16 protein-coding genes, 1 tRNA gene and 2 pseudogenes are annotated in these 25,207 nt (G+C 61.4%); 11 read left to right on the top strand and 8 right to left on the bottom strand.

From position 1 onward, the window contains the following. The first annotated feature begins 252 nt into the window (after positions 1-252). Positions 253-2,784: a methyl-accepting chemotaxis protein gene (locus tag RlegSU303_RS01905; protein WP_222330450.1), complete on the top strand. Its 2,532-nt coding sequence runs from the start codon at positions 253-255 to the stop codon at positions 2,782-2,784. 66 nt (positions 2,785-2,850) lie between these two features. Here RlegSU303_RS01905 and RlegSU303_RS01910 read toward each other — a convergent pair. Next, positions 2,851-4,215 (bottom strand): annotated as a pseudogene (locus RlegSU303_RS01910) (IS3 family transposase). Between the two features lie 231 nt (positions 4,216-4,446). Here RlegSU303_RS01910 and RlegSU303_RS01915 point away from each other — a divergent pair. Beyond that, positions 4,447-6,294, top strand: coding sequence for a methyl-accepting chemotaxis protein (locus tag RlegSU303_RS01915; RefSeq protein WP_222330452.1), 1,848 nt, complete (start codon positions 4,447-4,449; stop codon positions 6,292-6,294). On the opposite strand, the gene RlegSU303_RS01920 is transcribed toward RlegSU303_RS01915, so the two are convergent. After that, positions 6,267-6,503, bottom strand: a complete 237-nt coding sequence (locus RlegSU303_RS01920; protein WP_231283390.1) for a hypothetical protein — start codon at positions 6,501-6,503, stop codon at positions 6,267-6,269. The genes RlegSU303_RS01915 and RlegSU303_RS01920 overlap by 28 nt on opposite strands. Positions 6,504-6,593: 90 nt before the next feature. Here RlegSU303_RS01920 and RlegSU303_RS01925 point away from each other — a divergent pair, with 90 nt between their 5' ends. Then, positions 6,594-7,463 carry a LysR family transcriptional regulator gene (locus RlegSU303_RS01925; protein WP_168289323.1) on the top strand — a complete coding sequence of 290 codons (870 nt, stop codon included), beginning with the start codon at positions 6,594-6,596 and terminating at the stop codon, positions 7,461-7,463. 20 nt (positions 7,464-7,483) lie between these two features. Here the strand turns inward: RlegSU303_RS01925 and RlegSU303_RS01930 are convergent, their stop codons facing one another. Together RlegSU303_RS01930 and aceA are read right to left on the bottom strand one after the other, a co-directional pair. After that, positions 7,484-7,720, bottom strand: a complete 237-nt coding sequence (locus RlegSU303_RS01930; protein WP_003545603.1) for an SMc00767 family acetate metabolism repressor — start codon at positions 7,718-7,720, stop codon at positions 7,484-7,486. A 21-nt stretch (positions 7,721-7,741) separates the two neighbouring features. Continuing rightward, on the bottom strand, positions 7,742-9,031 hold the full coding sequence (gene aceA, locus RlegSU303_RS01935; protein ID WP_017959036.1) for an isocitrate lyase: 1,290 nt from the start codon (positions 9,029-9,031) through the stop codon (positions 7,742-7,744). A gap of 188 nt (positions 9,032-9,219) precedes the next feature. On the opposite strand from aceA, the gene RlegSU303_RS01940 reads away from it, so the two are divergent. The 5 genes from RlegSU303_RS01940 to RlegSU303_RS01960 all read left to right on the top strand — a co-directional run bounded on the left by RlegSU303_RS01940 (position 9,220) and on the right by RlegSU303_RS01960 (position 14,822). Continuing rightward, positions 9,220-10,629, top strand: a complete 1,410-nt coding sequence (locus tag RlegSU303_RS01940) for a helix-turn-helix domain-containing protein (RefSeq protein WP_017959037.1) — start codon at positions 9,220-9,222, stop codon at positions 10,627-10,629. A gap of 126 nt (positions 10,630-10,755) precedes the next feature. After that, positions 10,756-11,853, top strand: coding sequence for a polyamine ABC transporter substrate-binding protein (locus RlegSU303_RS01945; RefSeq protein WP_017959038.1), 1,098 nt, complete (start codon positions 10,756-10,758; stop codon positions 11,851-11,853). A gap of 88 nt (positions 11,854-11,941) precedes the next feature. Then, entirely contained in the window at positions 11,942-13,084 is a 1,143-nt protein-coding gene (locus RlegSU303_RS01950) for an ABC transporter ATP-binding protein (protein WP_231283391.1), read from the top strand. A gap of 4 nt (positions 13,085-13,088) precedes the next feature. Beyond that, complete coding sequence (locus tag RlegSU303_RS01955) at positions 13,089-14,000, top strand: ABC transporter permease subunit (RefSeq protein WP_094087679.1); 912 nt, start codon at positions 13,089-13,091, stop codon at positions 13,998-14,000. Positions 14,001-14,003: 3 nt separating this feature from the next. Next, entirely contained in the window at positions 14,004-14,822 is an 819-nt protein-coding gene (locus RlegSU303_RS01960) for an ABC transporter permease (RefSeq protein ID WP_020048525.1), read from the top strand. Between the two features lie 26 nt (positions 14,823-14,848). Here the strand turns inward: RlegSU303_RS01960 and RlegSU303_RS01965 are convergent, their stop codons facing one another. Next, a complete protein-coding gene (locus tag RlegSU303_RS01965; RefSeq protein ID WP_094086710.1) occupies positions 14,849-16,741 on the bottom strand; it encodes an AsmA family protein in 1,893 nt (630 codons plus the stop codon). Positions 16,742-16,960: 219 nt separating this feature from the next. On the opposite strand from RlegSU303_RS01965, the gene RlegSU303_RS01970 reads away from it, so the two are divergent. Continuing rightward, positions 16,961-18,913 (top strand): acetoacetate--CoA ligase, encoded by a 1,953-nt coding sequence (locus tag RlegSU303_RS01970; RefSeq protein ID WP_231283392.1) that lies wholly within the window; start codon positions 16,961-16,963, stop codon positions 18,911-18,913. Positions 18,914-19,128: 215 nt separating this feature from the next. Here RlegSU303_RS01970 and RlegSU303_RS01975 read toward each other — a convergent pair whose 3' ends face one another. Next, positions 19,129-22,986 (bottom strand): ATP-binding protein, encoded by a 3,858-nt coding sequence (locus tag RlegSU303_RS01975; RefSeq protein ID WP_094086708.1) that lies wholly within the window; start codon positions 22,984-22,986, stop codon positions 19,129-19,131. Between the two features lie 213 nt (positions 22,987-23,199). Between RlegSU303_RS01975 and RlegSU303_RS01980 the strand changes: the two genes are divergently transcribed. Further along, positions 23,200-23,649 (top strand): phasin, encoded by a 450-nt coding sequence (locus tag RlegSU303_RS01980; protein WP_003545621.1) that lies wholly within the window; start codon positions 23,200-23,202, stop codon positions 23,647-23,649. Between the two features lie 130 nt (positions 23,650-23,779). Then, a tRNA-His gene (locus tag RlegSU303_RS01985) sits at positions 23,780-23,856 on the top strand. A gap of 107 nt (positions 23,857-23,963) precedes the next feature. On the opposite strand, the pseudogene RlegSU303_RS34455 reads toward RlegSU303_RS01985, so the two are convergent. Both RlegSU303_RS34455 and RlegSU303_RS01990 read right to left on the bottom strand, forming a co-directional pair. After that, a pseudogene (locus RlegSU303_RS34455) lies at positions 23,964-24,187 on the bottom strand (helix-turn-helix domain-containing protein); the annotation flags it as partial. A 15-nt stretch (positions 24,188-24,202) separates the two neighbouring features. Continuing rightward, positions 24,203-25,198: a nucleotidyltransferase and HEPN domain-containing protein gene (locus tag RlegSU303_RS01990; protein WP_231283393.1), complete on the bottom strand. Its 996-nt coding sequence runs from the start codon at positions 25,196-25,198 to the stop codon at positions 24,203-24,205. Positions 25,199-25,207: the final 9 nt, after the last annotated feature.

Here is a 25,207-nt window from a genome sequence, read left to right on the forward strand (position 1 = left end):
GGCCCATAATTTGCAACTATTTCACGGCCTTGGCTTATCCCGCCATAACCGCTTATCCGAAAATTAATATCTAATCTGACACAATTGCTCGCGAATATTTGGGCATCTCCAAGTTGTTTGGACGTGAACTGGCAATGACTGCCGCCTGGCCTCCGGGTTCCCCAATGTAAAATAAGAACAGCTCGATGTGCACCCGGCTGGCGCCATGTGGCCGCCTGCGGGAGGAGTGGTGTATGAAAGGCCCGGAACGCCATGTTGATTGACAAGATTCTTTCCCGCTTCAGGATCAAGACGAAGGTGTTGATCTTCGTTCTGCCTTTCGTCGTCACCATTTCGGCGGTGGGCCTGACGGGCCTCTATGCTTCCGGACTTCTGCAGGGCCGCATGGAAATATCCAACAGCGTGCTGCAGTCGTTGAGCGGGTTCAAGGATCTCTACGGTTCGATGGACGATTTCCTGCGCGTCACCAGCCCTGAGGCGCGCGACAAGCTGATCGCGGATCTGAAGACCCAGCAAGGCGTGCTCGACCAGACGCTGAGCCAGGTCGGTGACGAGGCCGCCGGTCGCGACAGCCTTGCGGAGGCATCGCGCCGCACCAAGGAAATTTCGGGCGTCGTCGACAAGCTCTGGGCGCTGCACGAGCAGGAGAAGGCATTGCATGAGCAGATCGACGCAGCGCAGAAGAGCGTGATCAGCACCCGCTTCACCGTGTCCTACCAGGCCGAGGAATTGCAGAACACTGTCCAAAGCGATGAGAGTGCCGCCACCGCTACCCTTCGCACCGCTGATCGCCTGCTGAAGGGCGGCGATTTTCTCGGCACCGTCGCCAGCGGCTTCAGCAAGCCGCAGACACCGCAGGACAAGATCGCCTTCATCAACGAACAGATGCCGGAGATCGTCAAATCCCAGCGTCTGATCGCCATCTCGGTTCCGAGCAACCAGAAGAATGTCGTCGACGCGCTGGCTGCGACCATCGACGGCATCAAGACGATCGCCCAGACGCCCAATCCGACCGACGAGACCGCCACCGAACTCGGCCGTCTCGTTTCGCGCTTCCGCCAGACCGCGACCTATACGCAGTTGACCGCGACGCAAAAAATGCGTGACGCGACGCAGGAATTCGCCGCGCTCGACGGCCGGATTGCCCAGGCCAACTCGGTCCTCCAGGATACGAGACGTCTCGAAAATTCCGTCTATTCGCTGCAGATCGTTCTTTCCGATTTCCTCGCCGATTCCAGCAAGGAAAATCTCGTGCGCCTGCAGCAGCAGGCCGGCACGCTCGGCAAGGACATGCAGGTGCTGGTCACCAGCGCCAAGGGCATGGGCTTTGCCGAAGGCATATCCGGCGCGATCCAGCCGGCGCTGGACGTCATCTCCGGCGGCGGCTCGAAGATCGTCGACACGATCGGCCAGCGCGTCGCGGCCTATGCCGCGGCCCGCCAGGAGCTTGACCAGATCTGGAAAAAGCTGACTGATTTCGCCGAGCTGCAGAAGCAGACGGCCGGCACCGAGCGCACCCAGGCAAACAGCATCTCCGTCATGACCACCGGTCTCGGCATCCTTCTGTCGATCCTCGGCGGCATTGCCCTTGTGCTGACGCTGCAGCGCCCGATCAGCCATATCACCGGCGCCATGCGCCGCATCGCCGAAGGGGCGCTGGATACCAGCATCTCCGGCGAGCAGCGCCACGATGAAATCGGCGACATGGCCCGCGCGCTCGGCATCTTCAAGGAAAACGCCATCTCGAAGATCCGCATCGAGGAGCAGAGCGACGAGGAACGCGCCGCCGCCGAACACGAGCGCCAGCGCAACGACGCCGAAAAGCGAGAGATGGATCGTCAGATCGAATTCGCGGTCAATGCGCTTGCCGCCGGCCTCGAACGCATGTCGCAGGGCGATATCTCGACGACGATCGAAACGCCCTTCATCGGCCGTCTCGAACAACTGCGCCAGGATTTCAACGGTTCGATGATGCGCCTGCAGGCGACGATGAGCCAGATCCGCGACAATGTCGAACTGATCCAGGGCAATGGCAACCAGATGGCCCAGTCGGCCGAGGATCTCTCCAAGCGCACCGAACAGCAGGCAGCCTCGCTCGAAGAGACGGCTGCTGCCGTCGACCAGATTACCGTCACGGTCCGCTCGTCGGCCGAACGCGCCAAGGATGCCGACCAGATCGTCCGCCAGGCCAAGCGCAGCGCCGACGATTCCGCCGTCGTCGTCAGCAATGCGATCGACGCGATGAGCCGCATCGAAGGTGCCTCGCGCCAGATCGAGCAGATCATCGGCGTCATCGACGAGATCGCCTTCCAGACCAACCTTCTGGCGCTCAACGCCGGCATCGAGGCAGCGCGCGCCGGTGAAGCCGGCAAGGGCTTTGCGGTGGTCGCGATGGAAGTCCGCGAACTGGCTCAGCGCTCCGCAGCCGCGGCGCAGGAGATCAAGGGGCTGATCAACAAGTCGACCAACGAGGTCAATTCAGGCTCGCAATTCGTGCAGGAGACCGGCACGGTGCTCGCCAAGATCAGCGCCCAGATCGTCACGATCAGCCAGCATGTCGAGATGATCGCCCGCGCCAGCCACGACCAGTCCAACGCGCTGCAAAGCGTCAACGCGACAGTCAACCAGATGGACCAGATGACGCAGCAGAACGCCGCCATGGTGGAGGAGACGACTGCCGCCAGCCGCGAACTGGCCGACGAGGCCGATTCGCTGCGCAGGCTCATCCAGCAGTTCAAGATCGACGGCGAAGCCACCGGTGCGCCGATCTATCGCGCCGCCTGATCATCGACCGACCCGTCTTATTCGAGCGGCCCCGGACTTTGAACTGACCCCGTAAAGTTGGACGGTTTACAGACTGGGAAGAGTTAAGGGCTGGGTCCTGTATTGTACAGGGCTCAGTCCTTTGAGTTTCAGCCTGATGCGGTCGTTGTTGTAATAGCGGATATAGTCCTCAACCCCCTCTTTCAGACTTTCGATACTGTCGAAGCGGTTGGGGTGGAAGAACTCGGATTTGAGGGTGGCGAAGAAGCTCTCCATTGCGGCGTTGTCGAGGCAGTTGCCCTTGCGTGACATGCTCTGGGCGATGTTGCGGCTTTCGAGCATGCGGTTCCAGGTCGGCATCTGATAGTGCCATCCCTGATCGGAATGCAGGATCGGCCTCTCATCGTCATCTATCTGATCCAGCGCCTTGGTCAGCATGTTCTGGACCAATTTGAAGATCGGTCGTCTCGCCGTTTCGAAGGCGACGATTTCGCCGTTGTAGAGGTCCATGACCGGCGATAGGTAGAGCTTCTCGCCGGCCACGTTGAACTCGGTGACATCTGTCGTCCATTTCTGATTCATGCGCTCGGCGGTGAACTGTCGCTGGAGGAGGTCTGGTGCGACACGTCCGGCCTGGCCTTTGTAGGAGCGGTATTTCTTCGGCCGGACCAGGGACTTCAATCCCATCTCGACCATCAGCCGCTGGACGGTCTTGTGATTGATCGCCTCTCCGAGCCCCCGGATCGCGGCAGTCACCCGACGATAGCCGTAGCGTCCCTTGTGTGCCTCGATGATCGATCGGATCGTCGTTTTCAAGGCCGCATGCCGGTCGGCCGACGACAGCGTCTTCTGCTGATAATAGAACGTGCTGCGTGCCAGGCCCGAAAGCTTCAGCAGCCCGTCCAATGGATGGAGTGGCCTTAACGCCTGGACGGCTTGCGCCTTGTCGGCGTTTGATGTTCCCGCGCTAAGGCCTCCAGTTTTTTTAGGTAGGCGTTCTCCATGCGCAGATAAGCCAGCTCCGCCATGAGCTCTTCACGGCTCTTGGCCTCATCGCTCTGCAGTCCATCCACTGTCTGTGATGGGTGGTTCTGGCATCGATCGGGATTTCTCTCTCCGGCGCGGGGCCAAGGCTTCAATCCCACCGCGCTCATATTGCCTCTCCCAAACCGACAGGCAACCAGCATTGCGAATGTTGAAGAGCGCAGCTGCCTGTCGACGCGACAGGCTATCCTTCCACATCCGCTCGAGCACCGATAGCCTGAAGGGGGCATCATAGTGGCTGAATTTCTTGCACAGGCCAGCCACGCCATGTGCCGCATGGCTCGCTACCCACTTGCGAACCATCGAATGGTCCAGGCCGAAACGTAAACCGACCTCCCGATAGCTTCGCTCGCCGTCGCCGTAGAACTCCACGACGCTCTGCTTGAACGATAGGCTGTACTTGGACATGAAAACCCCCGAGGTTGGATGTCCAACTTTCGGGGGTCAGTTCACTTTCCGGGGCCGTTTCTATCTATTTCGCAGAAATCGCGATCGGTCGGATTGCGAGCGCGGCGATCACGCAGAGATGATCCGTCCGAAAACGAGACCGATGAATACCTCCGACAACCCCGATTTACGGAGAATCTTCCTTAACGCTTTTAGTCTAATTTAACCTTGGTCTATCTCCCGGGGGTCTCGATGCTGCGCCTTTTCTCTACGTCGATCGTACGCCAGATCGTTGCGATCACGCTGTTTCTGCTGGCGATCAGCACGGCCGCCATCGTCGGTGTGACCTATTACAATCTGAGCCATCATGTCATGGACGGGGCTGTCTCCGACGCCAGGGATGCCACCCGCGCGATGGCCGTTCTCTACGGCGCGGCCGATCAGGCTGCAAAGATCGAGCTGAAGGATAATCAACTCTCCACTGTCACGGAAGATGCTATTCCCGCCCTTGCCGACCATTCGCTGGTCGACCGCACGGCGCAATCGATCGCCGGCGTTGCGACCATCTTTCAAAAGCAGGGCAGCGACTACGTCCGCATCTCCACCAACGTCAAGAAGGAAAACGGCGATCGCGCCGTCGGCACCAAGCTGGTCGCCGAGCACCCTGCCCAGCCGGTTCTCGCCAGGGGCGAGGCTTATTACGGTCCGGCTGAGCTTTTCGGCCGCAAGTTCATGACCGGTTATTTCCCAATCAAGAACGCCTCGAACGCCAATGTCGGCATTCTCTTCATCGGCATTCCGATGGAGCTCTATTACCAGCGCATGTATGAGCTGCAGATGCTGGTTCTCGGCGTCGGCAGCATCGTCATGCTGCTCGTCGGCGTTCTCGCCTTTTATGCGATCCGCCTGTCGGTGAAGCCTTTGCAGGCGCTGACGGCGAGCGTGCACTCGATTTCCGCGGGCGATCTCGAAGCGGCGATCCCTTGTGTCGAAAAGAGGAACGAGTTCGGCGACATCGGCCGGGCCTTGGCGCTTTTCCGCGACAGTGCCCGTGCAAGGCGCGACCTGGAAACCCAGGCCGCCGAACAGCGCGAATTGAGCGATGCCGAACGCGCCAGGAACGATGCCGACAAGCGCTCGCTCGACGGCCAGATCGACTTTGCCGTCAACCAGCTTGCCGCCGGCCTCGGGCGCCTGTCGCAGGGCGATGTCTCGCAGACGATCGGCACGCCGTTCGTCGGCCGGCTGGAGCAACTGCGCGTCGATTTTAACGCTTCCCTCTTGCGGCTCCAGGATACGTTGTCCGGTATCCGTGACAGCGCGGCGACGATCCAACGCAACAGCGGCGCCGTCTCCGCCTCTGCCGGCGAGCTTTCGAAACGCACCGAGGCGCAGGCGGCCAACCTCGAGGAGACTGCGGCCGCGGTGGAAGAGATTACCGTGACGGTTCGTTCTTCCGCCGAGCGTGCCCGTGAAGCCAACAATGTCGTGGCTGCGACCAAGAAGACGGCCGACAATTCCGGCGCCGTCGTCGGCGATGCCATTGCCGCCATGGATCGCATCGAGCAGGCTTCGCAGCGTATCGAGCAGATCATCGAGGTGATCGACGACATCGCCTTCCAGACCAATCTTCTGGCGCTGAATGCCGGCATCGAGGCGGCGCGCGCCGGCGAGGCGGGCAAGGGTTTTGCCGTCGTCGCCCAGGAAGTCCGCGAACTCGCCCAACGTTCGGCCGATGCGGCGCGCGAGATCAAGTCGCTCATCGAGACATCGAGCCGCGAAGTGACGGCAGGGTCCGAACTGGTCCAGAAGACCGGCAGCGTCCTTGCCTCGATCAGCCAGGAGATCATCGCGATCAGCGGCCATGTCGAAACCATCGCCACCGCCAGCCGCGATCAGTCGGCCGCGCTGCAGGAGGTCAACGGTTCGGTCAACGCCATGGACCAGATGACCCAGAAGAACGCGGCGATGGTTGCCGAGACGACGCAGGCAAGCCGCTTGCTTGCCGGCGAGGCCGATACGCTGATGGCGCTGATCGAGCGGTTCCGCATCGTCGCAGAATCGGCACCGGCTCATCTCGGAGCAAGAAGAGTCGCCTGAACCGCGCAGCCGCAGCCGCTGCGGGATTGCGCCGCGCCCTTGCACCGCCTTCCTAGATTGAGGTCGAGCGACGTCAGCCAGGCGGTAAAGCCGATAAGGCTATTGTTTCCGAACTCGGCATAGAATCTGTCCTCTTCCGCCTTGCCACCGCTTCGCTGGGGATAGTGCCGATAGCCGATGGTGCCTGCGATGGTGATCATGTCGATCATGACAATGTCCTTTCCTGTGTAAGACATCACCTGATCTAGGCGTCGAATTTCTCTTTATAAACGGGAAAAATCCCGCTATGTTTTTCATCAATGAAAAACGCGAGTTGGGATTCCTATCAGCTTTTCCTGCAGGTGGCCCGGCTCGGCGGGCTGACGGGGGCAAGCACCGCAAGCGGGCTCAGTCCTGCGACCGTCGGCCGGCGCATGCTCGATCTCGAGCAGGAAATCGGCCGCGCATTGTTTTCGCGCAGCCAGACTGGATATCGTCTGACCCAGGATGGCCAGGCGCTGCTCGATCACCTGCAGGAGATGGAAGCCGCCGCCCGCAAGGTGGCGGCGTGGCGGCAGTCCGGCGAGGGCGGCACGACCGTCAGGGTCGCCGCCGGTACCTGGCTCGCCTGGCTGCTGACGGAGAATTTCGCCGCAATCCGCATGCCGGGCGATGCCTTCGCCATTTCGCTCACTATCGGCGAGGCGCGGGCGAGCCTTGCCTATCGTGAAAGCGATATCGGTATTCGCGCCTTCGAGCCTGAGGAGGCCAATCTTGCCGCACGTCTGCTCGGCGAGGTGGCCTATGCCGTCTATATCAGGCGCAACGCCGCCGAGACCGACGAGCGCTGGATTGCAGTCGCTGAGGAAGAGGCGATATCGGCCTATCTGCGCTGGCCGCATACCCATGCCGGGACGGGGATCGTTGCCACCGTCAATCGGCCGCGTTCGCTGCCGGATCTGGTGCGTGCCGGCGCCGGCAAGACGGTGCTTCCCTGTTTCGTCGGCGATCTCCATCCCGAATTGCAGCGGCAAGGCAGCGAGTTGCCGGAATTGCGCCACCGGCAATGGATCGTCATGAATGCCGAGGACCGCCACCGCCCGGAGATCCGCACGGTCGCCGACCGCATGACCAAGCTCATCAAAAGTTATGCCGATCTCTTCGCCGGAAAACGACCGAGCCGCGGCTAAAGCGCCGCGGCCCGACTTCGTCAATGCCGGTTGGTGACGACGACCGGGATCAGCAGGTCCCCCCAGTGGCCGTCGCCGCCGTGATGACGGGCCGAGCGCACCAGTTCAACCGAGACGCCGGCCTCGACGGCCTTCATGACCGATTGGTTCAGCCGATGCAGGTCGTTGGCGAGCATGCGGATCGTCGTCTGCTGATCCTCGCTCATGCTGCTTGCCTGCTCTTCGGCCCGTTCTCTGACGCGTGTAATGGATGCCATGATCTTCTCCTCTTCTTCGAGTTATTCCGCAGCCGGCTTGAACTGCGCATGTTCGGTCGAGCCGTGCATCGCCGTGGTCGAAGACTGACCACCGGTGATGGCGAGCGACACGGCGTCGAAATAGCCGGTGCCGACCTCCCGTTGATGTTTTGCGGCGGTATAGCCATTGACCTCAGCGGCGAATTCCGCCTGCTGCAGCTCGGAATAGGCCGACATCTGCCGCTGCCGATAGCCGCGCGCCAGTTCGTACATGCCGTAGTTCAGCTGGTGGAAGCCGGCGAGCGTGATGAACTGGAACTTGTAGCCCATCGCCCCGAGTTCGCGCTGGAACCTTGCGATCGTCGCTTCGTCGAGGTTCTTCTTCCAATTGAAGGAAGGCGAGCAATTATAGGCGAGCAGCTTGCCGGGATGGACCTTGTGCACGCTTTCGGCAAAGCGCCGCGCCTGCTCGAGGTCCGGCTTCGAGGTCTCGCACCAGATGAGATCGCAATGCGGCGCATAGGCGACGGCGCGTGCGATGCAGGGCTCGATGCCGTTTCGCACCTGATAGAAACCTTCGACCGTGCGGCCGGCATCATAGTCGACGAAGGGCTGGTCGCGCTCGTCGATGTCTGATGTGAGAAGCTTTGCCGCCTCCGCGTCGGTGCGGGCGATGACCAGTGTCGCAACGCCCATGACATCGGCGGCAAGCCGTGCGGCGTCGAGATTGCGGATATGGGCGGCCGTCGGGATCAGCACTTTGCCGCCGAGATGGCCGCATTTCTTCTCCGAGGCGAGCTGGTCCTCGAAGTGAACGCCCGCGGCACCCGCCTCGATATAGGCCTTCATGATTTCGAAAGCGTTGAGCGGTCCGCCGAAGCCTGCTTCGGCATCGGCAACGATCGGTGCGAACCAGGTTTCGACGGAAAGCCCCTGGGCTTCCGCGGTCTCGATCTGATCGGCGCGCTGCAGCGTGCGGTTGATGCGTTTGGCCAGTTCCGGACCGGCATTGGCCGGATAGAGGGACTGGTCGGGATACATCGCCGATGCGGTATTGGCGTCGGCCGCCACCTGCCAGCCGGAGAGATAGATCGCCTTCAGCCCGGCGCGCACCATCTGCATGGCCTGGTTGCCGGAAAGTGCGCCGAGCGCATTGACGAAATCATCCTGATGCAGAAGCCGCCACAACCGGTCCGCGCCCATTTCGGCCAGCGTATGACTGAGCGCCACCGAGCCTCTGAGCCGCTGCACGTCTTCGGCCGAGTACGGTCTCTCGATGCCGTCGAAGCGGCTGGCTGATGCATTTGGAACAAGCTTGTAAAAATCAGTCATGTGCTCTCCTCACTAGAAGCCCGACAAAGGTGTTGCGTGACAAGATTGACAATATGACGCGCTATGACCAGAAAAACCTTTGATTTCCGGGGCGGAAAGAGGTTAAGATGAGGAGGATTGACAGAGTGGCGCTGTGAATTTGTAAAATTTTGTAAATATGAGCGCTCCTTCCTGTCAAAGGGTGTGACATGGCGGAACGGAAGATATTCGCAGGCCCGAAAGTCAGGCGCATCCGCAATGCGCTGGCCCTGACGCAGACCGCCATGGCCGAGGCGCTTGAAATATCGCCGTCCTATCTGAACCTGATCGAGCGCAACCAGCGGCCGTTGACGGTGCAGCTCCTTCTCAAGCTTGCAAGCGTCTACAGGGTCGATCTGGAAGAGTTGCGGGGGCAGACCGGCGGCAGTCTCGGCCAGCTCAAGGAGGTCTTTGCCGATCCACTGCTTTTGGGCGAGCTGCCGGGTGATCAGGAGTTGGTGGAGGTGGCCGAGGCCGCACCCAACGCCGCGAGCGGCATGATCAAGCTCTACCGCGCCTATCGCGAGCAGGCGGCAAGGCTGTCCGATCTGACGGCGCTGATGGCCGCCGAAGGGCATGCGCCGGTCGCCGCCGGCCGCTTGCCGCTGGACGAGGTGCGCGAGACGCTGGAGCGTAGGTCCGGCTATTTCGGACAGATCGAGACGGCGGCGGAAGCCTTTGCTGCAACGCTCCCCGGCGGCCTCGATCTTGCCGCCGGGCTGAAGGACTGGTTGCGTTCCGAGCGCGGCATCGCGGTACGTGTCCTGCCCGTCCACGTCATGCCGGATCTGCGCCGCCGTTTCGATCGCCATTCGATGCGGCTTTTCATCTCGGAGCGCCTGTCACAGGCCGACCGGGCGCACGAGATTGCCGTCGAGGCCGCGACTCTCGCTTTGCTGCCGGCAATCGATGCCGAGCTCGACGATCTCTCGCTCTCCTCCGCCGAGGCGCGCCGCATCGCCCGCTTCGAGCTTGCCCGCATCGCGGCCTTAGCGCTCGCAATGCCCTACGAGGCCTTTCTTTCGGCGGCGAAGGCGACGCGCTACGATATCGATATTCTGCGTGCGCGCTTCGGCGTCTCTTTCGGCCAGGCGGCCGCGCGCCTTGCCATGCTGCAGCGCCCGGGCGCGGCCGCCATTCCCTTCTTCCTGATCGAGATCGATGCCGCCGGCCACCGGCTGCGCAGGGCAGGCGCCCAGGGCTTCCCGCAGGCCCGTTTCGGCGGCGGCTGTCCGAAGCTCAATATCCATGCCGCCTTCCTGCAGCCGGGCCAGATCCTCGCCGAAACGGTCGTCATGCCTGACGGCGCATCCTTCCTGACGGTCGCCCGCACCCTGGAGGGACCGAGCGTCGAATTCGGCGAAAGGGTCAGACGCACCGCGATCCTGATCGGCTGCGATGCCGCCCTTGGCGAGGGCGTGGTCTACGGGCAGGTGACGGCGCTCGAGCCGGTCGCGATCGGTCCCGCCTGTCGCCTTTGCGAGCGGCGCGGCTGCCTTTCCCGGGCCGAGCCGCCGGTGACGAGACCGCTCGGGCTCGACGAGATGGTGGCAGGCCTCAGCGCCTTCGACTTCCAGTGAATGTGAAATCATTGAGCGCGCAGGATTTTGCGCTTGTGGGCTTAGAAATTCCTTCTTAGTCTGCGTCGAAAACCAGAGGGAAAAGATGCCCCGGGTGCGGAATCTTTGAAAAAAACAGGAGAAGTCATGAGGTCAACCATCCTATGCGTGACGGCCGCCGCCGTTACCGCACTCCTTGCTGCCGCGCCGGCCTATGCGCAGGAGCGCGTGGTCAACGTTTACAACTGGTCGGATTATATCGACGACTCCATCCTGACCGACTTCACCAAGGAAACCGGCATCAAGGTCGTCTACGACACCTTCGATTCCAACGAGACCGTGGAAACCAAGCTGCTTGCCGGCGGCACGGGTTATGACGTCGTCGTTCCCACTGCCGACTTCCTGCAGCGCCAGATCCAGGCCGGCGTCTTCCAGAAGCTCGACAAGTCGAAACTGCCGAACATTTCCAACATGTGGGATGTGATCCAGCAGCGCACCGCCGAATATGACGCCGGTAACGAACACGCTGTCGATTACATGTGGGGCACGGACGGCATCGGCTACAACGTCAAGAAGGTCGCTGAAATCCTCGGTCCCGATGCCAAGCCCGGCCTTGAAGTGATCTTCGATCCGAAGGTCGCCGAAAAGTTCAAGGATTGCGGCATCTACGTTCTCGACACGCCGAAGGACGTCATCTCCACGGCGTTCCGTTATCTCGGCCTCGACCCGAACTCCACAAAGGCTGAGGATTTCAAGAAGGCCGAAGAGCTGCTGACGGCCGTTCGCCCCAATATCCGCAAGTTCCACTCGTCTGAATATATCAACGCGCTTGCCAACGGCGACATCTGCATCGCCTTCGGCTATTCCGGCGACATGCTGCAGGCTCGCGACCGTGCGGCCGAAGCCAAGAATGGCGTCGAAGTCAATTATTCGATCCCCTCGCAGGGCGCCCAGATGTGGTTCGATATGATGGCTATCCCCGCCGATGCGCCCCATGTCGCGGAAGCCCACGAGTTCCTGAACTACATGATGAGGCCTGAGGTCATCGCCAAGGCCAGCGACCACACCTTCTATGCCAACGGCAACAAGGCTTCGCAGCAGTTCGTCAGCAAGGAGATTCTGGAGGACCCAGCGATCTATCCGACCGAAGAGGTGATGAAGAACCTCTTCACGGTCAAGCCGTGGGATCCGAAAACGCAGCGTCTGGGGACGCGCCTCTGGACGAAGGTCGTCACCGGCCAGTAATTCAGCCTTGGGCCCGGACGGAAACGTCCGGGCCTTTCAATTACCGGCCGGGGTGGAGGCCGGCAGAACCTGTATTTCGGGGAATAATATGAAGTCTCTCGGCAATATCCGCCGCGCTTTTGCGCCTTGGACCGATCCGTCTGCAAAACCCTTCATTGCTTTCAAGAATGTCACCAAGCGCTTTGGCGATTTTACCGCCGTCGACGATCTGTCGCTTGATATCTACCACCGCGAGTTCTTCGCGCTACTCGGCGCGTCGGGTTGCGGCAAGTCGACGCTCCTGCGCATGCTTGCCGGTTTCGAGCAGCCGACCTCGGGCGAAATCGTTCTCGACGGAACCGACATGGCCGGCACGCCGCCCTACAAGCGGCCGGTCAACATGATGTTCCAGTCCTATGCGCTTTTCCCGCACATGACGGTCGAGAAGAATATCGCCTTCGGCCTGAGGCAGGACGGCATGTCGAAGGACGAGATGGCCGAACGTGTCTCGCAGATGCTGAAGCTGGTCAAGCTTGAGCAGTTCGCCTCCCGCAAGCCGAACCAGCTTTCCGGCGGCCAGCGCCAGCGCGTGGCACTTGCCCGCTCGCTCGCCAAGCGCCCGAAGGTGCTACTGCTCGACGAACCGCTCGGCGCGCTCGACAAGAAGCTGCGCGAGGAAACCCAGTTCGAGCTGATGGACCTGCAGCAGAACCTCGGCCTCACCTTCGTCGTCGTCACCCACGACCAGGAAGAGGCGATGACCATGGCCGACCGCATCGCCGTCATGAGCCACGGCAAGGTCGTGCAGGTGGCGACGCCGGCGGAGATCTACGAGGCGCCGAATTCCCGCTTCGTCGCGGATTTCATCGGCGACGTGAACATCTTCGACGGCAAGGTCGCCTCATCGGGCAACGGCACCATCGAGATCGCCATCGACAGCGGCTTCAGCGTGCGCGTCGCCGCCGCCGAGACACCCTCGGCCGGCAGCGCCGTCGGCTTCGCCATCCGGCCGGAAAAGATGCGGGTCGGGCGCACGCCTCCTGCCAACGCTTCGGTCAACGCCGCCAGGGGCGAACTCTGGGACATCGCCTATCTCGGCGACATGACCGTCTTCCATGTGAAATTGCAGAGTGGCAATATCGTCAAGGCCTCGTCCCTCAATGCGCAGCGCTCCGTCGACGACCCCTTCACCTACGACCAGGAAGTCTGGGTCTCTTTCGATGAGAACGCCGGCATTCTGCTGAAGGATTGACATGATGGGCAAGCTCACCTCCGGCCTCTACAATCGCCTCGTCATCGCCATCCCCTACACTTGGCTGCTGCTCTTCTTTCTGGGGCCCTTCTTCATCGTCTTCCGCATCTCGCTGTCAACGACGGCGATCGCCATGCCGCCTTACGAGCCCGTCTTCTCACTTGCCGACGGTTGGGCCGGGCTCTGGAGCAAGATCGGAGAGCTCTCTTTCGACAATTACAGCTACCTCACCGAGGACTCGCTCTATTTCAATGCTTATGTCTCGAGCGTGGTGATTGCCGGGATCTCCACTTTCCTCACACTGCTGATCGCCTATCCGATCGCCTATGGCATGGCGCAAGCGCCGCGCAGCATCCGTCCGACGCTGGTGATGCTGGTCATCCTGCCGTTCTGGACGAGCTTCCTGATTCGCGTTTATTCCTGGATCGCGATCCTGAAGCCGGAAGGGCTTCTCAACCAGCTTCTCCTGTCGCTGCACATCATCGACAGCCCGCTGATCATCCTCAACACCAATACCGCCGTCTATATCGGCATCGTCTATTCCTATCTGCCTTTCATGGTGCTCCCGCTCTATTCGGCTCTGGAGAAGATGGACGGTACGCTGATCGAGGCGGCGCAGGATCTTGGTTGCACGCCGATCAAGGCCTTCTGGCGCGTCACCTTTCCGCTGTCGATCCCCGGCGTGGTGGCAGGCTGCATGTTGGTCTTCATTCCCGCCGTCGGTGAATTCGTCATTCCCGACCTGCTCGGTGGCTCGCAGACGCTTATGATCGGCAAGACGCTGTGGAACGAGTTCAATGCCAACCGCGATTGGCCGGTCTCCTCGGCGGTCGCAACGATCCTGCTGATGATCCTGGTGATCCCGATCGTTTTCTTCCAGAACGCCCAGGCCAAGGCCGAAGAGCGGGGGAAATAACTCATGCTGAAATGGACCCGTTTCAACATCATCTCCGTCACGCTCGGCTTTGCCTTTCTCTACCTGCCGATCGTGCTCCTGGTGATCTTCTCCTTCAACGAATCGAAGCTCGTCACCGTCTGGGGCGGCTTCTCCACCAAGTGGTATGTCTCGCTGCTCTCGAACCAGGGTCTGCTTGACGCCGCCTGGGTGACGATCCGTGTCGGCCTCCTGTCGGCGACGGTCGCAACCATCCTCGGCACGATGGCGGCGCTGACGCTGGTGCGCTACACCCGCTTTCGTGGCCGCATGCTGTTTTCGGGCATGATTTACGCGCCGCTCGTCATGCCCGACGTCATCACCGGCCTGTCGCTGTTGCTGCTCTTCGTCGCGATCGGTTTCGACCGCGGCTTCTGGACGATCACGCTCGCGCATACGACGCTGACCATGTGCTTCGTCGCCGTCGTCGTGCAGTCGCGCCTGTTGAGCTTCGATCAATCGATCGAGGAAGCGGCGCAGGATCTCGGCGCGCCGCCGGTGCGGACTTTCTTCGAGATCACCCTGCCGATCATCGCGCCGGCTGTGCTCTCCGGCTGGATCCTTGCCTTCACCCTGTCGCTCGACGACCTGGTGATCGCCAGTTTCACGTCGGGGCCAGGCGCCACCACGCTGCCGATGAGGATCTACAGCCAGGTGCGCCTCGGCGTGACGCCTGAGATCAATGCGGTGTGCACGATCCTGATCGCGATCGTGACCGTTGGTGTCATCTGCGCCTCGGTCGTCACCAAGCGCCGTGAAATCCAGCGCCAGCGGGACGAGCGCGCGGCAGCCGCCGGCGCGTGAGGTCTAAAGCGCGAGCTCCTCGCGCTTTATTGCGCCTGAGGCGTATTGCCGAAAAGCGGAACCGGCGAGATCACCGGGTTCGGCCATGAGCCGCCGATGAAGAACGGCAGAAGCGGTAGCTCCGCCGCCTTGGCAGGATCGGTTGCATCAAGCGATCCGGAAAGCGCCAGCCCGTTCGACTGATAGGTGATGACGCCGGAAAGCGTCAGCGTCTGTGTGGCGCCGGCGATGCGGGCGTCGTGCATTTCGGCGGAACCGTTGGCAAAATCGGCCTGAAGGTTGAGCTGGTTGAAGGCGAAGGCGCCGCCTGCTGCCGCGCTCAGCGGAAAGAACGGCTTTTCGGCCGCCTGCGTCCGAAGTGCTGCGGCATCGATGCCGGGAATCGTGCCTTCCCCGGTCCAGAAGTGCAGCCTGCCGGTGACGTCGGCAAGGCCGGTCGTCCAGATCGCCTTCGGTGACTGCAGGTCGAGATCGAGCGATCCGGTTGCAAGCGGCAGCGGACCCTTCAGCTGCAGGCGCTCGGCAAGGGCTGCGAAGTCGGCATTGCGGATCGACAGCTGCAACTTGCCGCCGCCGTCGAAGTCGCGCTGCGTCGCTTCCAGATGCGCGGTCATTTCACCGCCTTCGAACTGGCTGTCGCCGATATCGAACTTCGCCTCGCCGCCGGTAACGATCATGCTGGCGCCGACATCGGAGAGCTCGAAGAGACCCATCTGCGCGCGCCGTGCAGAAAGCCTGACGTCGACATCGAGCACCCGCAGCGGCCCGCTCATGCCGGTGGAAATGTCCTCCGCCTCGCCGGCAGCGAGCCTGAGCGCAAAGGCGTCGAGGAACGGCTTGAGGTTCATCTGGTCGAAGGCGAGCGTGCCGCCGATCTTCGGTCGTTTGCCGGGTTGGGTGAAAAGGTCCATCACCCCGGTGGCGCTCGCTTCGTTCAACGAAAGACTGAGATTATTGAAACGCAGCCCGTTGCCCGACGACATGATGTCGGATTCCAGCGAGGCGCTCTTCAACGTTGCGATGCCGGGGATCGATTTACCCGACCATGTCAGGAGTGCCGGCACATCGGGAATGGTGACGGCGGCATTGCCGGAAAAGGCCGAAAGGCTGGCGATGCTGGCAATGCCCTGGAAGTGCGCGGTCAAAAGGTTCGACGTGAGCGATGTCCGTGTCTCGGCATTCCTGCCGGCAAAGGCGAGCAGCGGCTGGCGCGAGGCGAAATCGACCTTCAGGTCTTCGCCGTTGATGCGGGCAATGACCACCGCCGAGATCGCGCCGGAGAGTCTCGGCCAGGCGATATCTGCGGTGACGCTGTCGAAATGATAGGTTTTGGCGGACTTGATGTCGGTGACCACAAGCGTGCCGTCCTCAACGGTCACCGCGCCGATCTCGGCATCGAGATCAGGATCGAGCACCTCAGCTCCGTTTTCGTAGCGTACGCCGCTGATCGCGCGTGCGAGCAGGCCGGCATAACTCCAGTCGATGAGCCCTTTTTCATCGCGCGTCAGCGCCAGGTTGGGGCGCACCAGATGGAATTCGTGGAAACTCGTCCGGCCTCTCAACGCATCGATGAGGCTAAAATCGGCCGACAGGCTTTCAATGCTGCCGAGCAGCTTGTCGCCGCTTTCGCGCGGCTGGCGGATGGTGATCTGGTTCAGCGTGATGCGCGGCGTCGGCCAGAATTCGAGAACCGGACTACCCTTGATCTCGGCATGGTAGCCGGTCCATTTCGACAGCGCGTCCTCGATGCCGGAGCGCACGAAGCCGGTCGAGATGAGATAGGGTGCGGCAACCCTGAGCGCCACGAAAAGCGCCAGAGCGATCAGCAGGAACACCGTCGACAGGCGGGCGAAGGCCGGAAGCCAGCGCGAAACGGGTCCGATCTTCCTGCGCCACCTGCGATGTCTTGACGTGCTCATGATCTCCGCCGGCAAATTCAGCCGGTCATCCCGTTATGCGCTGATTTCGCCGGATATAGGAAATGCCAGGCATATGCAAATCTCTTACAGCGCCGCACGTCTTTTCAGACGCGCAAAGGACGCTGTAACCTTTGAATTGACGGCATCGGATCGCGCCGCTTCCGTACTTTATAACGCAATGCAGCATGATATAAGGGCGGTATTGGGGAGGAGGATTGAATGCAAGATAACAGACCACTTTGGGTGCCCTCGGAGGATGCCGTTGCAAAAAGCCCGATCCATGCTTTCATGGAGCGCTGCAATGCCGATTTCGGGCTTTCTCTTTCAGGCTTTGAGGATCTGCATGCATGGTCGGTGGCCGAGCGGGAGAATTTCTGGTCGACCGTCTGGGATTTCTGCGGCGTCAAGGGAGAGCCTGGCGCAGAGGTGTTAGCCAATGGCGACCGCATGCTGGAGGCTCGCTTCTTTCCCGATGCGACGCTGAACTTCGCCGAGAACCTGCTGTCGGGCCGCGGTGAGGGCGATGCCATCATCTTCCGCGGCGAGGACAAGGCCGAGGGCCGGTGGTCGTGGGACCGGCTGCGCGCGCTGGTCTCGACACTGCAACAGGCCTTCGCAGCACTCGGCATCGGTAAGGGCGACCGCATCGCCGCGATGATGCCGAACATGCCGGAGACCGTCGCCGCCATGCTCGCCGCCGCCTCGATCGGCGCCATATGGTCGTCCTGTTCTCCTGATTTCGGCGAGCAGGGTGTGCTTGACCGCTTCGGCCAGATCGGTCCGAAGCTGTTCATCGCCTGCGATGCCTATTGGTATTCCGGCAAGCTGCAGGATGTCGGCGCCAAGGTCGCCACGGTTGCAAAAAGCTTAGGTGTCCCCACGGTCATCGTCCATTACGCCGGCGATACCGAGGCGGTGGCGCGCAAGACGCCGGGAGCTTTGACCCTGGAAGCCTTTGTTTCGCCCTATGAGGCAAAGGAAGTCGAGTTCACGCGGCTCGCCTTCGCACATCCGCTCTACATCCTCTTTTCATCGGGCACGACAGGCGTGCCGAAATGCATCGTGCATTCGGCCGGCGGCACGCTGCTGCAGCACCTCAAGGAGCAGCGGCTGCATTGCGGCCTGCAGGCGGGCGAGAAGCTGTTCTATTTCACCACCTGCGGCTGGATGATGTGGAACTGGCTGGTCAGCGGTCTCGCCAGCGGCGCGACGCTCTGCCTGTTCGACGGTTCGCCCTTCGCCCCCGATGGCAACGTGCTGTTCGACTATGCCGAGGCCGAAAAATTCGCCATCTTCGGCACCTCGGCGAAATATATCGATGCGGTGCGCAAGGGCGGGCTGACGCCGCGCGTCAGCCACGATCTCTCCAGCCTGCGGCTGATGACCTCCACCGGTTCGCCGCTGTCGCCGGAAGGGTTCACCTTCGTCTACGAGGGCATCAAGGAAGACGTACAGCTCGCCTCGATCTCAGGCGGTACCGATATCGTCTCCTGCTTCGTGCTCGGCAATCCTCTGCAGCCGGTCTGGCGCGGCGAAATCCAGGGGGCCGGTCTCGGCCTTGCGGTCGACGTCTGGAACGATGACGGCAAGCCGGTGCGTGGGGAGAAAGGTGAGCTCGTCTGCACCAAGGCCTTCCCCTCGATGCCGGTGATGTTCTGGAACGACCCCGACGGCGCCAAATATCGCGCCGCCTATTTCGACCGGTTCGACAATGTCTGGTGCCACGGCGATTTCGCGGAATGGACGGAGCATGGCGGCCTTGTCATTCACGGCCGCTCGGATGCGACGCTCAATCCTGGTGGTGTTCGAATCGGCACGGCCGAGATCTACAATCAGGTGGAGCAGATGGAGGAGGTGGCCGAGGCGCTCTGCATCGGCCAGGACTGGGACGACGACGTGCGCGTCATCCTCTTCGTCCGCCTTGCCCCGGATGTGACGCTGACCGAGGATCTCGTCAAGGCGATCAAGACCCGCATCCGCACCGGCGCCTCGCCGCGGCACGTGCCGGCGAAGATCATCGCGGTTGCCGATATTCCCCGCACCAAGTCCGGCAAGATCGTCGAGCTTGCTGTGCGCGAGGTCGTTCACGGGCGGCCGGTGAAGAACCAGGAAGCGCTTGCCAATCCAGAGGCGCTGGGGCTCTTCGCCGGGCTAAGCGAGCTGAAGGATTGACAGCGATCGTAGATTACAAGCTTTCACCCTTTATCAATTTCCTGTCATGGAAACCTTTCGTTAAGAAAGGTTTGTCAAAGGTGAAGCTAACTTGGGGGCCGCACATGAACGATGCGGCCCGGGGCCTTCGGGCCTCCGAAACATGACGTTGATCGACTGAGCTCTTGTTGAACAGCACCAAATTCAAAGGCGGCCTCCTGGCTGCCTTTTCTTTATCAACCCGCCAGCACCCGCTGCGACGGGAAGGTGATCTCGACGAGCGTGCCCTCGTTCGGCGCCGAATTGATCGAGAAGGTCGCTCGGTTGGCATCCACCATCGCCTTGGTCAACGGCAGGCCGAGCCCGGTGCCGTCACCGCGGTGACGCGATTGGGTCGAGGAGACCTGCCGGAACGGCTTCATCGCCTGGTCGAGTTCGCTGCGCGTCATGCCGATGCCGGTATCGCGGACCCTCAACACAACGCTGCCATTGGCTTCATAGGAGGTGGAAACGACGATCTGCCCGCCTGACGGGGTGAAGCGGATGGCGTTCGACAGGATGTTGAGCGCGATCTGCTTGATCGAGCGCAGATCCGCCACGACCTCGGGTACCGCATGCGACAGCGCCGTGCGGATGATGACGCGCTGGCCGTTCGCCTGCGGCTGTACCAGAGCCACGGCCTCGGAGACCGCCTCGTTGAGGCCGACAGCGGCAAAATCGAGATCCATCTCGCCCGCCTCGATCTTCGAAATGTCGAGCAAGTCGTTGACAATATCGAGGACGTGCCGGCCGGAGCGGCCGATGTCGTTGGCATATTCGATATAACGCGGATGGCCGATCGGCCCGAAGCGCTCGCCGGCCATCATGTCGGAAAAGCCGATGATGGCGTTGAGCGGCGTGCGGATCTCGTGACTGACGCGGGCGAGGAAATCGGTCTTGTGGGCGTTGGCGGTTTCGGCCGCACCCTTGGCGTTGCGCAGCTCGTCCTCGGTGCGCTTCCACTGAGTGATATCGCGGATGACCGCGCAGTAGCCGTTGGAGGACGTGAGCTGGCCCATCGTCATGAACAGCGGTACGAAGCCGCCGGCGGCCTCGCGGCCGATCACTTCGCGCCCGTCGTTCAACACGCTTGCCACGCCATGGTCGGAGAGGCCGTTCAGATAGTCGATGACTGCCTTCTGGCTCTCATGGGCAAATAGCATGACGAAGGGTTTGCCGCGCGTCTCCTGTTCGTCGTAATTGAAAAGCGCGCTGGCCGACCGGTTCATCGAGCGGATGTCGCCCTCCGTGCCGATGACGACGACGCCGTCGGTCGCCGTTTCCAGGATCGAGCGCAATTCTTCCACTTCGACCTGGAGTTTAGCGACCTTCTCGACCATCCGCTCGGGGCGGCCTTCGGACCGGCCATCGGAGCGGCTTGCGTCGCTGCGGCCATCTTCCTTGCCTTCCACCGGCATCAGCGCCAGCATCAGGGCGTTGGCGTCTTCCCAGCGCACAGATTGCAGCCGCGCGGTCACCGGCGCCAGCGTATCATCAGCCTTGACGAGCATCATGGTGCCGGAGCCTGCGGCATTCTCCTCGAGTTCGCGGCGCTGCAGCAGGGCTTCGATGCCGCCCACTTCGCGCAATGCCTCGAGCGTGCCGTAGCCCGTCAGCCGCATGAATTCCGGATTGGCATGGATCAGCGCATCGCCGATATGGATGAGCACGGCAACAGGCAGTTGGTCGACCGTTCCCACCGAAAGCCCGTCCGTCATCTTGATGCGCGGCGGGATGAAGCTGGTGAGAACCTCGATCTGGCTGGCCGTCTCCTCCAGCCCTTCCGTTGCCTCGTCCTCGGCGATGGCAGCCGGTTCTTCGGCGGCGCCATCATCTTCGCGCTCCGCCTCGACGGCATTCTCGAAGATCGCTTCCTGCGGCGCCATCTCTTCGAGCGACGGTGTTTCCGCCTTCTCGGCGATGGGTGTTTCTGCCTCGAACTCTTCGGGTCCGGGGGCCTTTTCGAAGCCGGCGGTTTCCGCGGCGTTGGGTTCCATCGGCGCCGGGGCGACAGGCTCTTCCTTGCGGGTGCCGAAGGCTTCGAGCCGCTTGGCGATCTCGCGGAAATTGGCCTGTTCGGCGGCCGTCAGCGCAGCGCCGCTGTTGTGGAGCTGAACGATCTTGTCGGAGAAACGGCGATTGGGCGTTTCCGAAATCCGAAGCGCCGGCGGCTCGTCCGAAACATCCGCTGCCGGCTCGGCGGCAGGTGCTTCGTCGGCGCCGACCGCCTGTTCTTCTACGGCATTCTCCGGCGCTGAGGTCTGCACGATCGCCTTTTCGGCAGTGATCTCTTCCGATCCTGTCTCTTCGGTCTCCGGCTCGGCTGCCGTAAACGCTTGGTCGTCGATCTCTTCCGCTGCGATGGTTTCGGCCGAGACCTCTTGGGGGGCGGCTTCCGCTTCATCTGCCACTTCGGCGACGGGCTCCGCAACCGGACCGAGGCTCGCTGCATCATGGCCGATACCATCAGGGCCGAGTGTCAGGCCGAGCGCCAGCGGATCTTCCTGTGCATCGGAAAGCCGGACCACGCCGAAGCCGCGGAAGCCATCGAAGTCGCGGTTGCGGGTATAGGTCGGCAGCGCCGCCAGATCGACCGGAACGACGAGGCTGGTGCCTTCGACCGGCCAGAGGATCGTCTTGCCCGACCACGTGTCGCGGCGGGCGAGCGCCTCGGAAAGCTTGCCGTCAGGATCGAGATTGAAGAGGGCGGCGACATCGCCGAAGGCAGAACCGATAATGTCGGACGCATGCGGACCGACGGCCTCGGCAAATTCGTGGCTGACCTCTGTGAACCGGCCCTCGGCGTCGATCTTCCAGACGAAGCGCGTGGCGCGGCTGTTCGGCCTGAAGACGAAGCCGGGCTCAGCCGCAAGCTCAGGGGCAGGGGGCGTATCGGGGACGAGAGACGGTGCGATGGCGGGTTCTTCGTGAACCGCTGCCGGCGCCTCTTCGACAGGCGTTTCGCCGGCTTCAACAGGCGGTTCCGCCGCCGTCGCCGTTTCCACCGTCTCCGCAATGGAGGTCACATCGTCCTCGATGATCGCGGCGGGCTCGGTGGCCTCATCCGCGCTTCTATCGATCATGTCGCCGTCGCTCTCCGGCTCCGCATCCGCGGCAGGGTGGGTCTCTTCACTCGCCTCGTCTGCGGATGCCGCGTCTGTCTCGGCTGGCTGTTCGTTTTCGCCGGCGATCTCTTCGAGAGTCTCCTCGACCTCCTCGATCCCCGAAACGGCGTCGATGATTTCGGTAAAGCCTGCTGGGGTGACAGGGTCGTCTTGAAGCACTTCGGCCGGCGGCGCGCTTTCTTCCTGTGCGGGCGCATCGACCGGGTCGAGCGTGGACGCATCGACTGGATCGAGCGCGGGCGCGTCGAGCGGGTCGAGATGACCGATCGCGGTCTCCACCGCAAAGAGCAGATTAAGCGCCGGATCGTCGCTGAGCTTGCCGACCGCGGCCGGAAGATTGCCTCTGCCGGTCGCGACGGGTCGCTTCACCAATCGGTCGGGATGCGCGCCGGCAAGGTTGATCAAGGTCTTTGCAGTCTGCTCGGAGATCCCGAGCGAGGCAAAGCCCGGCGAAGCCGCGATGACTTCGCCATCGGCGCCGATCACCGCCATATGCGTATCGGGATCATCAAGTCCCTGCAGCATCTGGGCGGCCGATGCGCCGGCCGCGAGGGGCTTTGCCGAGACCGGCACCGAAAACAGGATGGCCTTTTCGCCCTGGGAAAGCCGGATCAGTTCGGCCGCCGCCTGCACCTGCGCACGCTGGAAGCCCCTGGCGACGCGGATCATCAGGCTGCGGCTGTCGCCGATATCGGTCAGCTGGCGCGCCGCCGTTTCCAGCTGGCGGAAGGTGATGTCGGTGCGGTCGACCCCCTGATCAAGCAGGTCATAGACTGCCGAATGGCCGAAAAGCTCCGCACCCGCACCGTTCGCCCAGAGCAGGCGCGCAAGATCGGCCGAAAACAGCACCATGGCCTCGCCGCGTGAAAAGCGTTCCCGCACCCGTGCATGCACGGCGATATCGATGAACGGATATTGGACTGCGGGCATGTTCGAACCTTGTCGCTGTCGGCCTTCTTAAATTAACGGCTTATTAATAACTGCGGGGCGCATGCCGGTCCAGAAGAGCAGGGGGTTTTCGGCCGGAAAGGTTAACGTCTTGTGCACTGCACAATCATTGTTGCAATGCACAATGAAATGTCTTATATAAGCATCATCCAACTAACGCAGGCAGCGGCTGCCTCAACCCAAAGGATGCGACCCATGGCTACCATAAAGACCGACGACGTTTTTTCAATCGCTTCTTTCGACCCGTCCAAGTTCACGGAATCCTTCCGTGAATTCGCCGAAAAGGGCGCTCAGCAGTCGAAGGATGCCTATGCCAAGCTGAAGACCGCTGGCGAGGAAGCCGGCAAGACGCTCGAAGCCACCGTCCAGACGGCTCAGGCCGGCAGCGTCGAGATCGGCCTGAAGGCGATCGACATCCTGCGCATCAACTCCGAGAACTCGCTGTCGCACTTCGAAGCGCTGCTCGGCGTCAAGTCCCCGGCCGAATTCTTCGAGCTGCAGACCTCGTTCATCCGCAAGCAGGCCGAACTCACCGTCGAGCAGGCGAAGTCGATCCAGGAAACCACCAAGCAGGTGGCCGAGAAGCTCGCAAAGCCCTCCAAGGACGCCGCCGAAAAGGCCATGGCTTCCTTCAAGGTTGCCTGATCGGTCTTTACCGATCGGAGATAAAAGGCTGGACCTCGCGTCCAGCCTTTTTGTATATTGACGAGGAATGGGGCTTGAATTCATCTCCAAGTCCTCGTATGTGACCCCCGTCGCGCCAAGCGCGATTTATGCGGTTGTAGCTCAGTTGGTTAGAGCGCAGGTTTGTGGCACCTGAGGTCGGAGGTTCGAGACCCCCCAACCGTACCATCTCCCACTTGTCCATATCGAAGACATAGGTAACAGATCGTCCCTAAGACATTGGGTGGCAACCTCGTGCAGAAACGGGTCGTCGATCGGTCGCAAAGTCCTTTGCTTGACGGCACGCGCACATCGCTGGCTAGGCGCTTGACCAGCAGTTCTCTGACCTTCCTGGTACCCCAATGCGGCTCCTTTTGCCAGATGATCATCGCCTCGACCGGCTGAGGTAGTTGGTTGGCGCAACGCACCAGGCGCAAGACAGATCCGTCAGGGCTTCCAGGCCGTCATCTTTGTAGCAATTGAAGATTTTGTAGCCGGTCGTGCCCGAGATGGCGAATTCCGTTCGCGCAGTTGGTCAATCGCATGAAAGCGAATCTCGCTTGATTATGTCGCTGCCAACTATTCCTCTAAGGGTCTCCAGGTGCCCTTCGCAAACCATCTTGACTAGTTCGAGCAGTAACGCAGTTTGTTCTGCGAGCCAGCCAAGCGCTTCCTCGCTGATTTCGAAATGTTTCGAATAGCGCGCCTTCACATATGCCTCGTTCAACGTGTTGAACCAGGCGCGTTCACGATGCTGATCGCGAGGAAATGCCTCAGCTAACCGCCGATCCTGTTCTTCGGAAAGGGAGCGGAGGAATTTGATGTTGTGGGAAGGCGGGCCGTAATTTGTTAGGGTCAGGAGAACGCAGGAATAGGCTTGTTCCAACGCCTGATGGAGCTGGAATGCTGCGACTCGGAGTTCCTTTTCGCTAACGCAAGATATTCCTATCTTTAGAAATGACCGCGAAAGTGTTAGCCGATCCTCGTAATGTTCTTTCGCAATTCGCAGTCGATCTTCCGACGAATGAGGCTCGGCCTCGGCCAGCGGCTCATCGTCGAGTTCGTAGAGAACAATGCCTTCCTTGCGAATGTCTGAGAAGAAATATTGCCCCTCCCTGAGGTAGGTATTCACCTCGCGTCTGGAATGGACGATAAAGCTCACCGGCGTTTCGATCGAGGCGTCGTGAATGAGGCGGTCGGCGGCCTTGTACCAGTACTCGGCGAACTCGCAGAGCTTGCGGTTGTTGACGATGATCAGCAGATCGAAATCGGAGCGATACCCCTTCATGGTGAAAGGTTCATCGACCCATCCGCCCTTGGCGTAGGAGCCGAACAGAATGATCTTCAGGATCCTGCCGCGCTTCTTGAAATCGGCGGTACCCTCTTTCAACGCGTCCTCGAATTCCTCGTGGAGGATTTCCAGGACGCGGCCGAGTTCTCGCTGCTTGCGAAGCGGCATATGTTCAAGCGACGATTTCATAAGCAATCGATAGGCGAAAGATCCAATATCGTCTACTGGCAATTTTAGCATCGCTCAACT

Source organism: Rhizobium sp. SU303 (assembly GCF_021052345.1).
GTDB classification, from domain to species: domain Bacteria; phylum Pseudomonadota; class Alphaproteobacteria; order Rhizobiales; family Rhizobiaceae; genus Rhizobium; species Rhizobium laguerreae.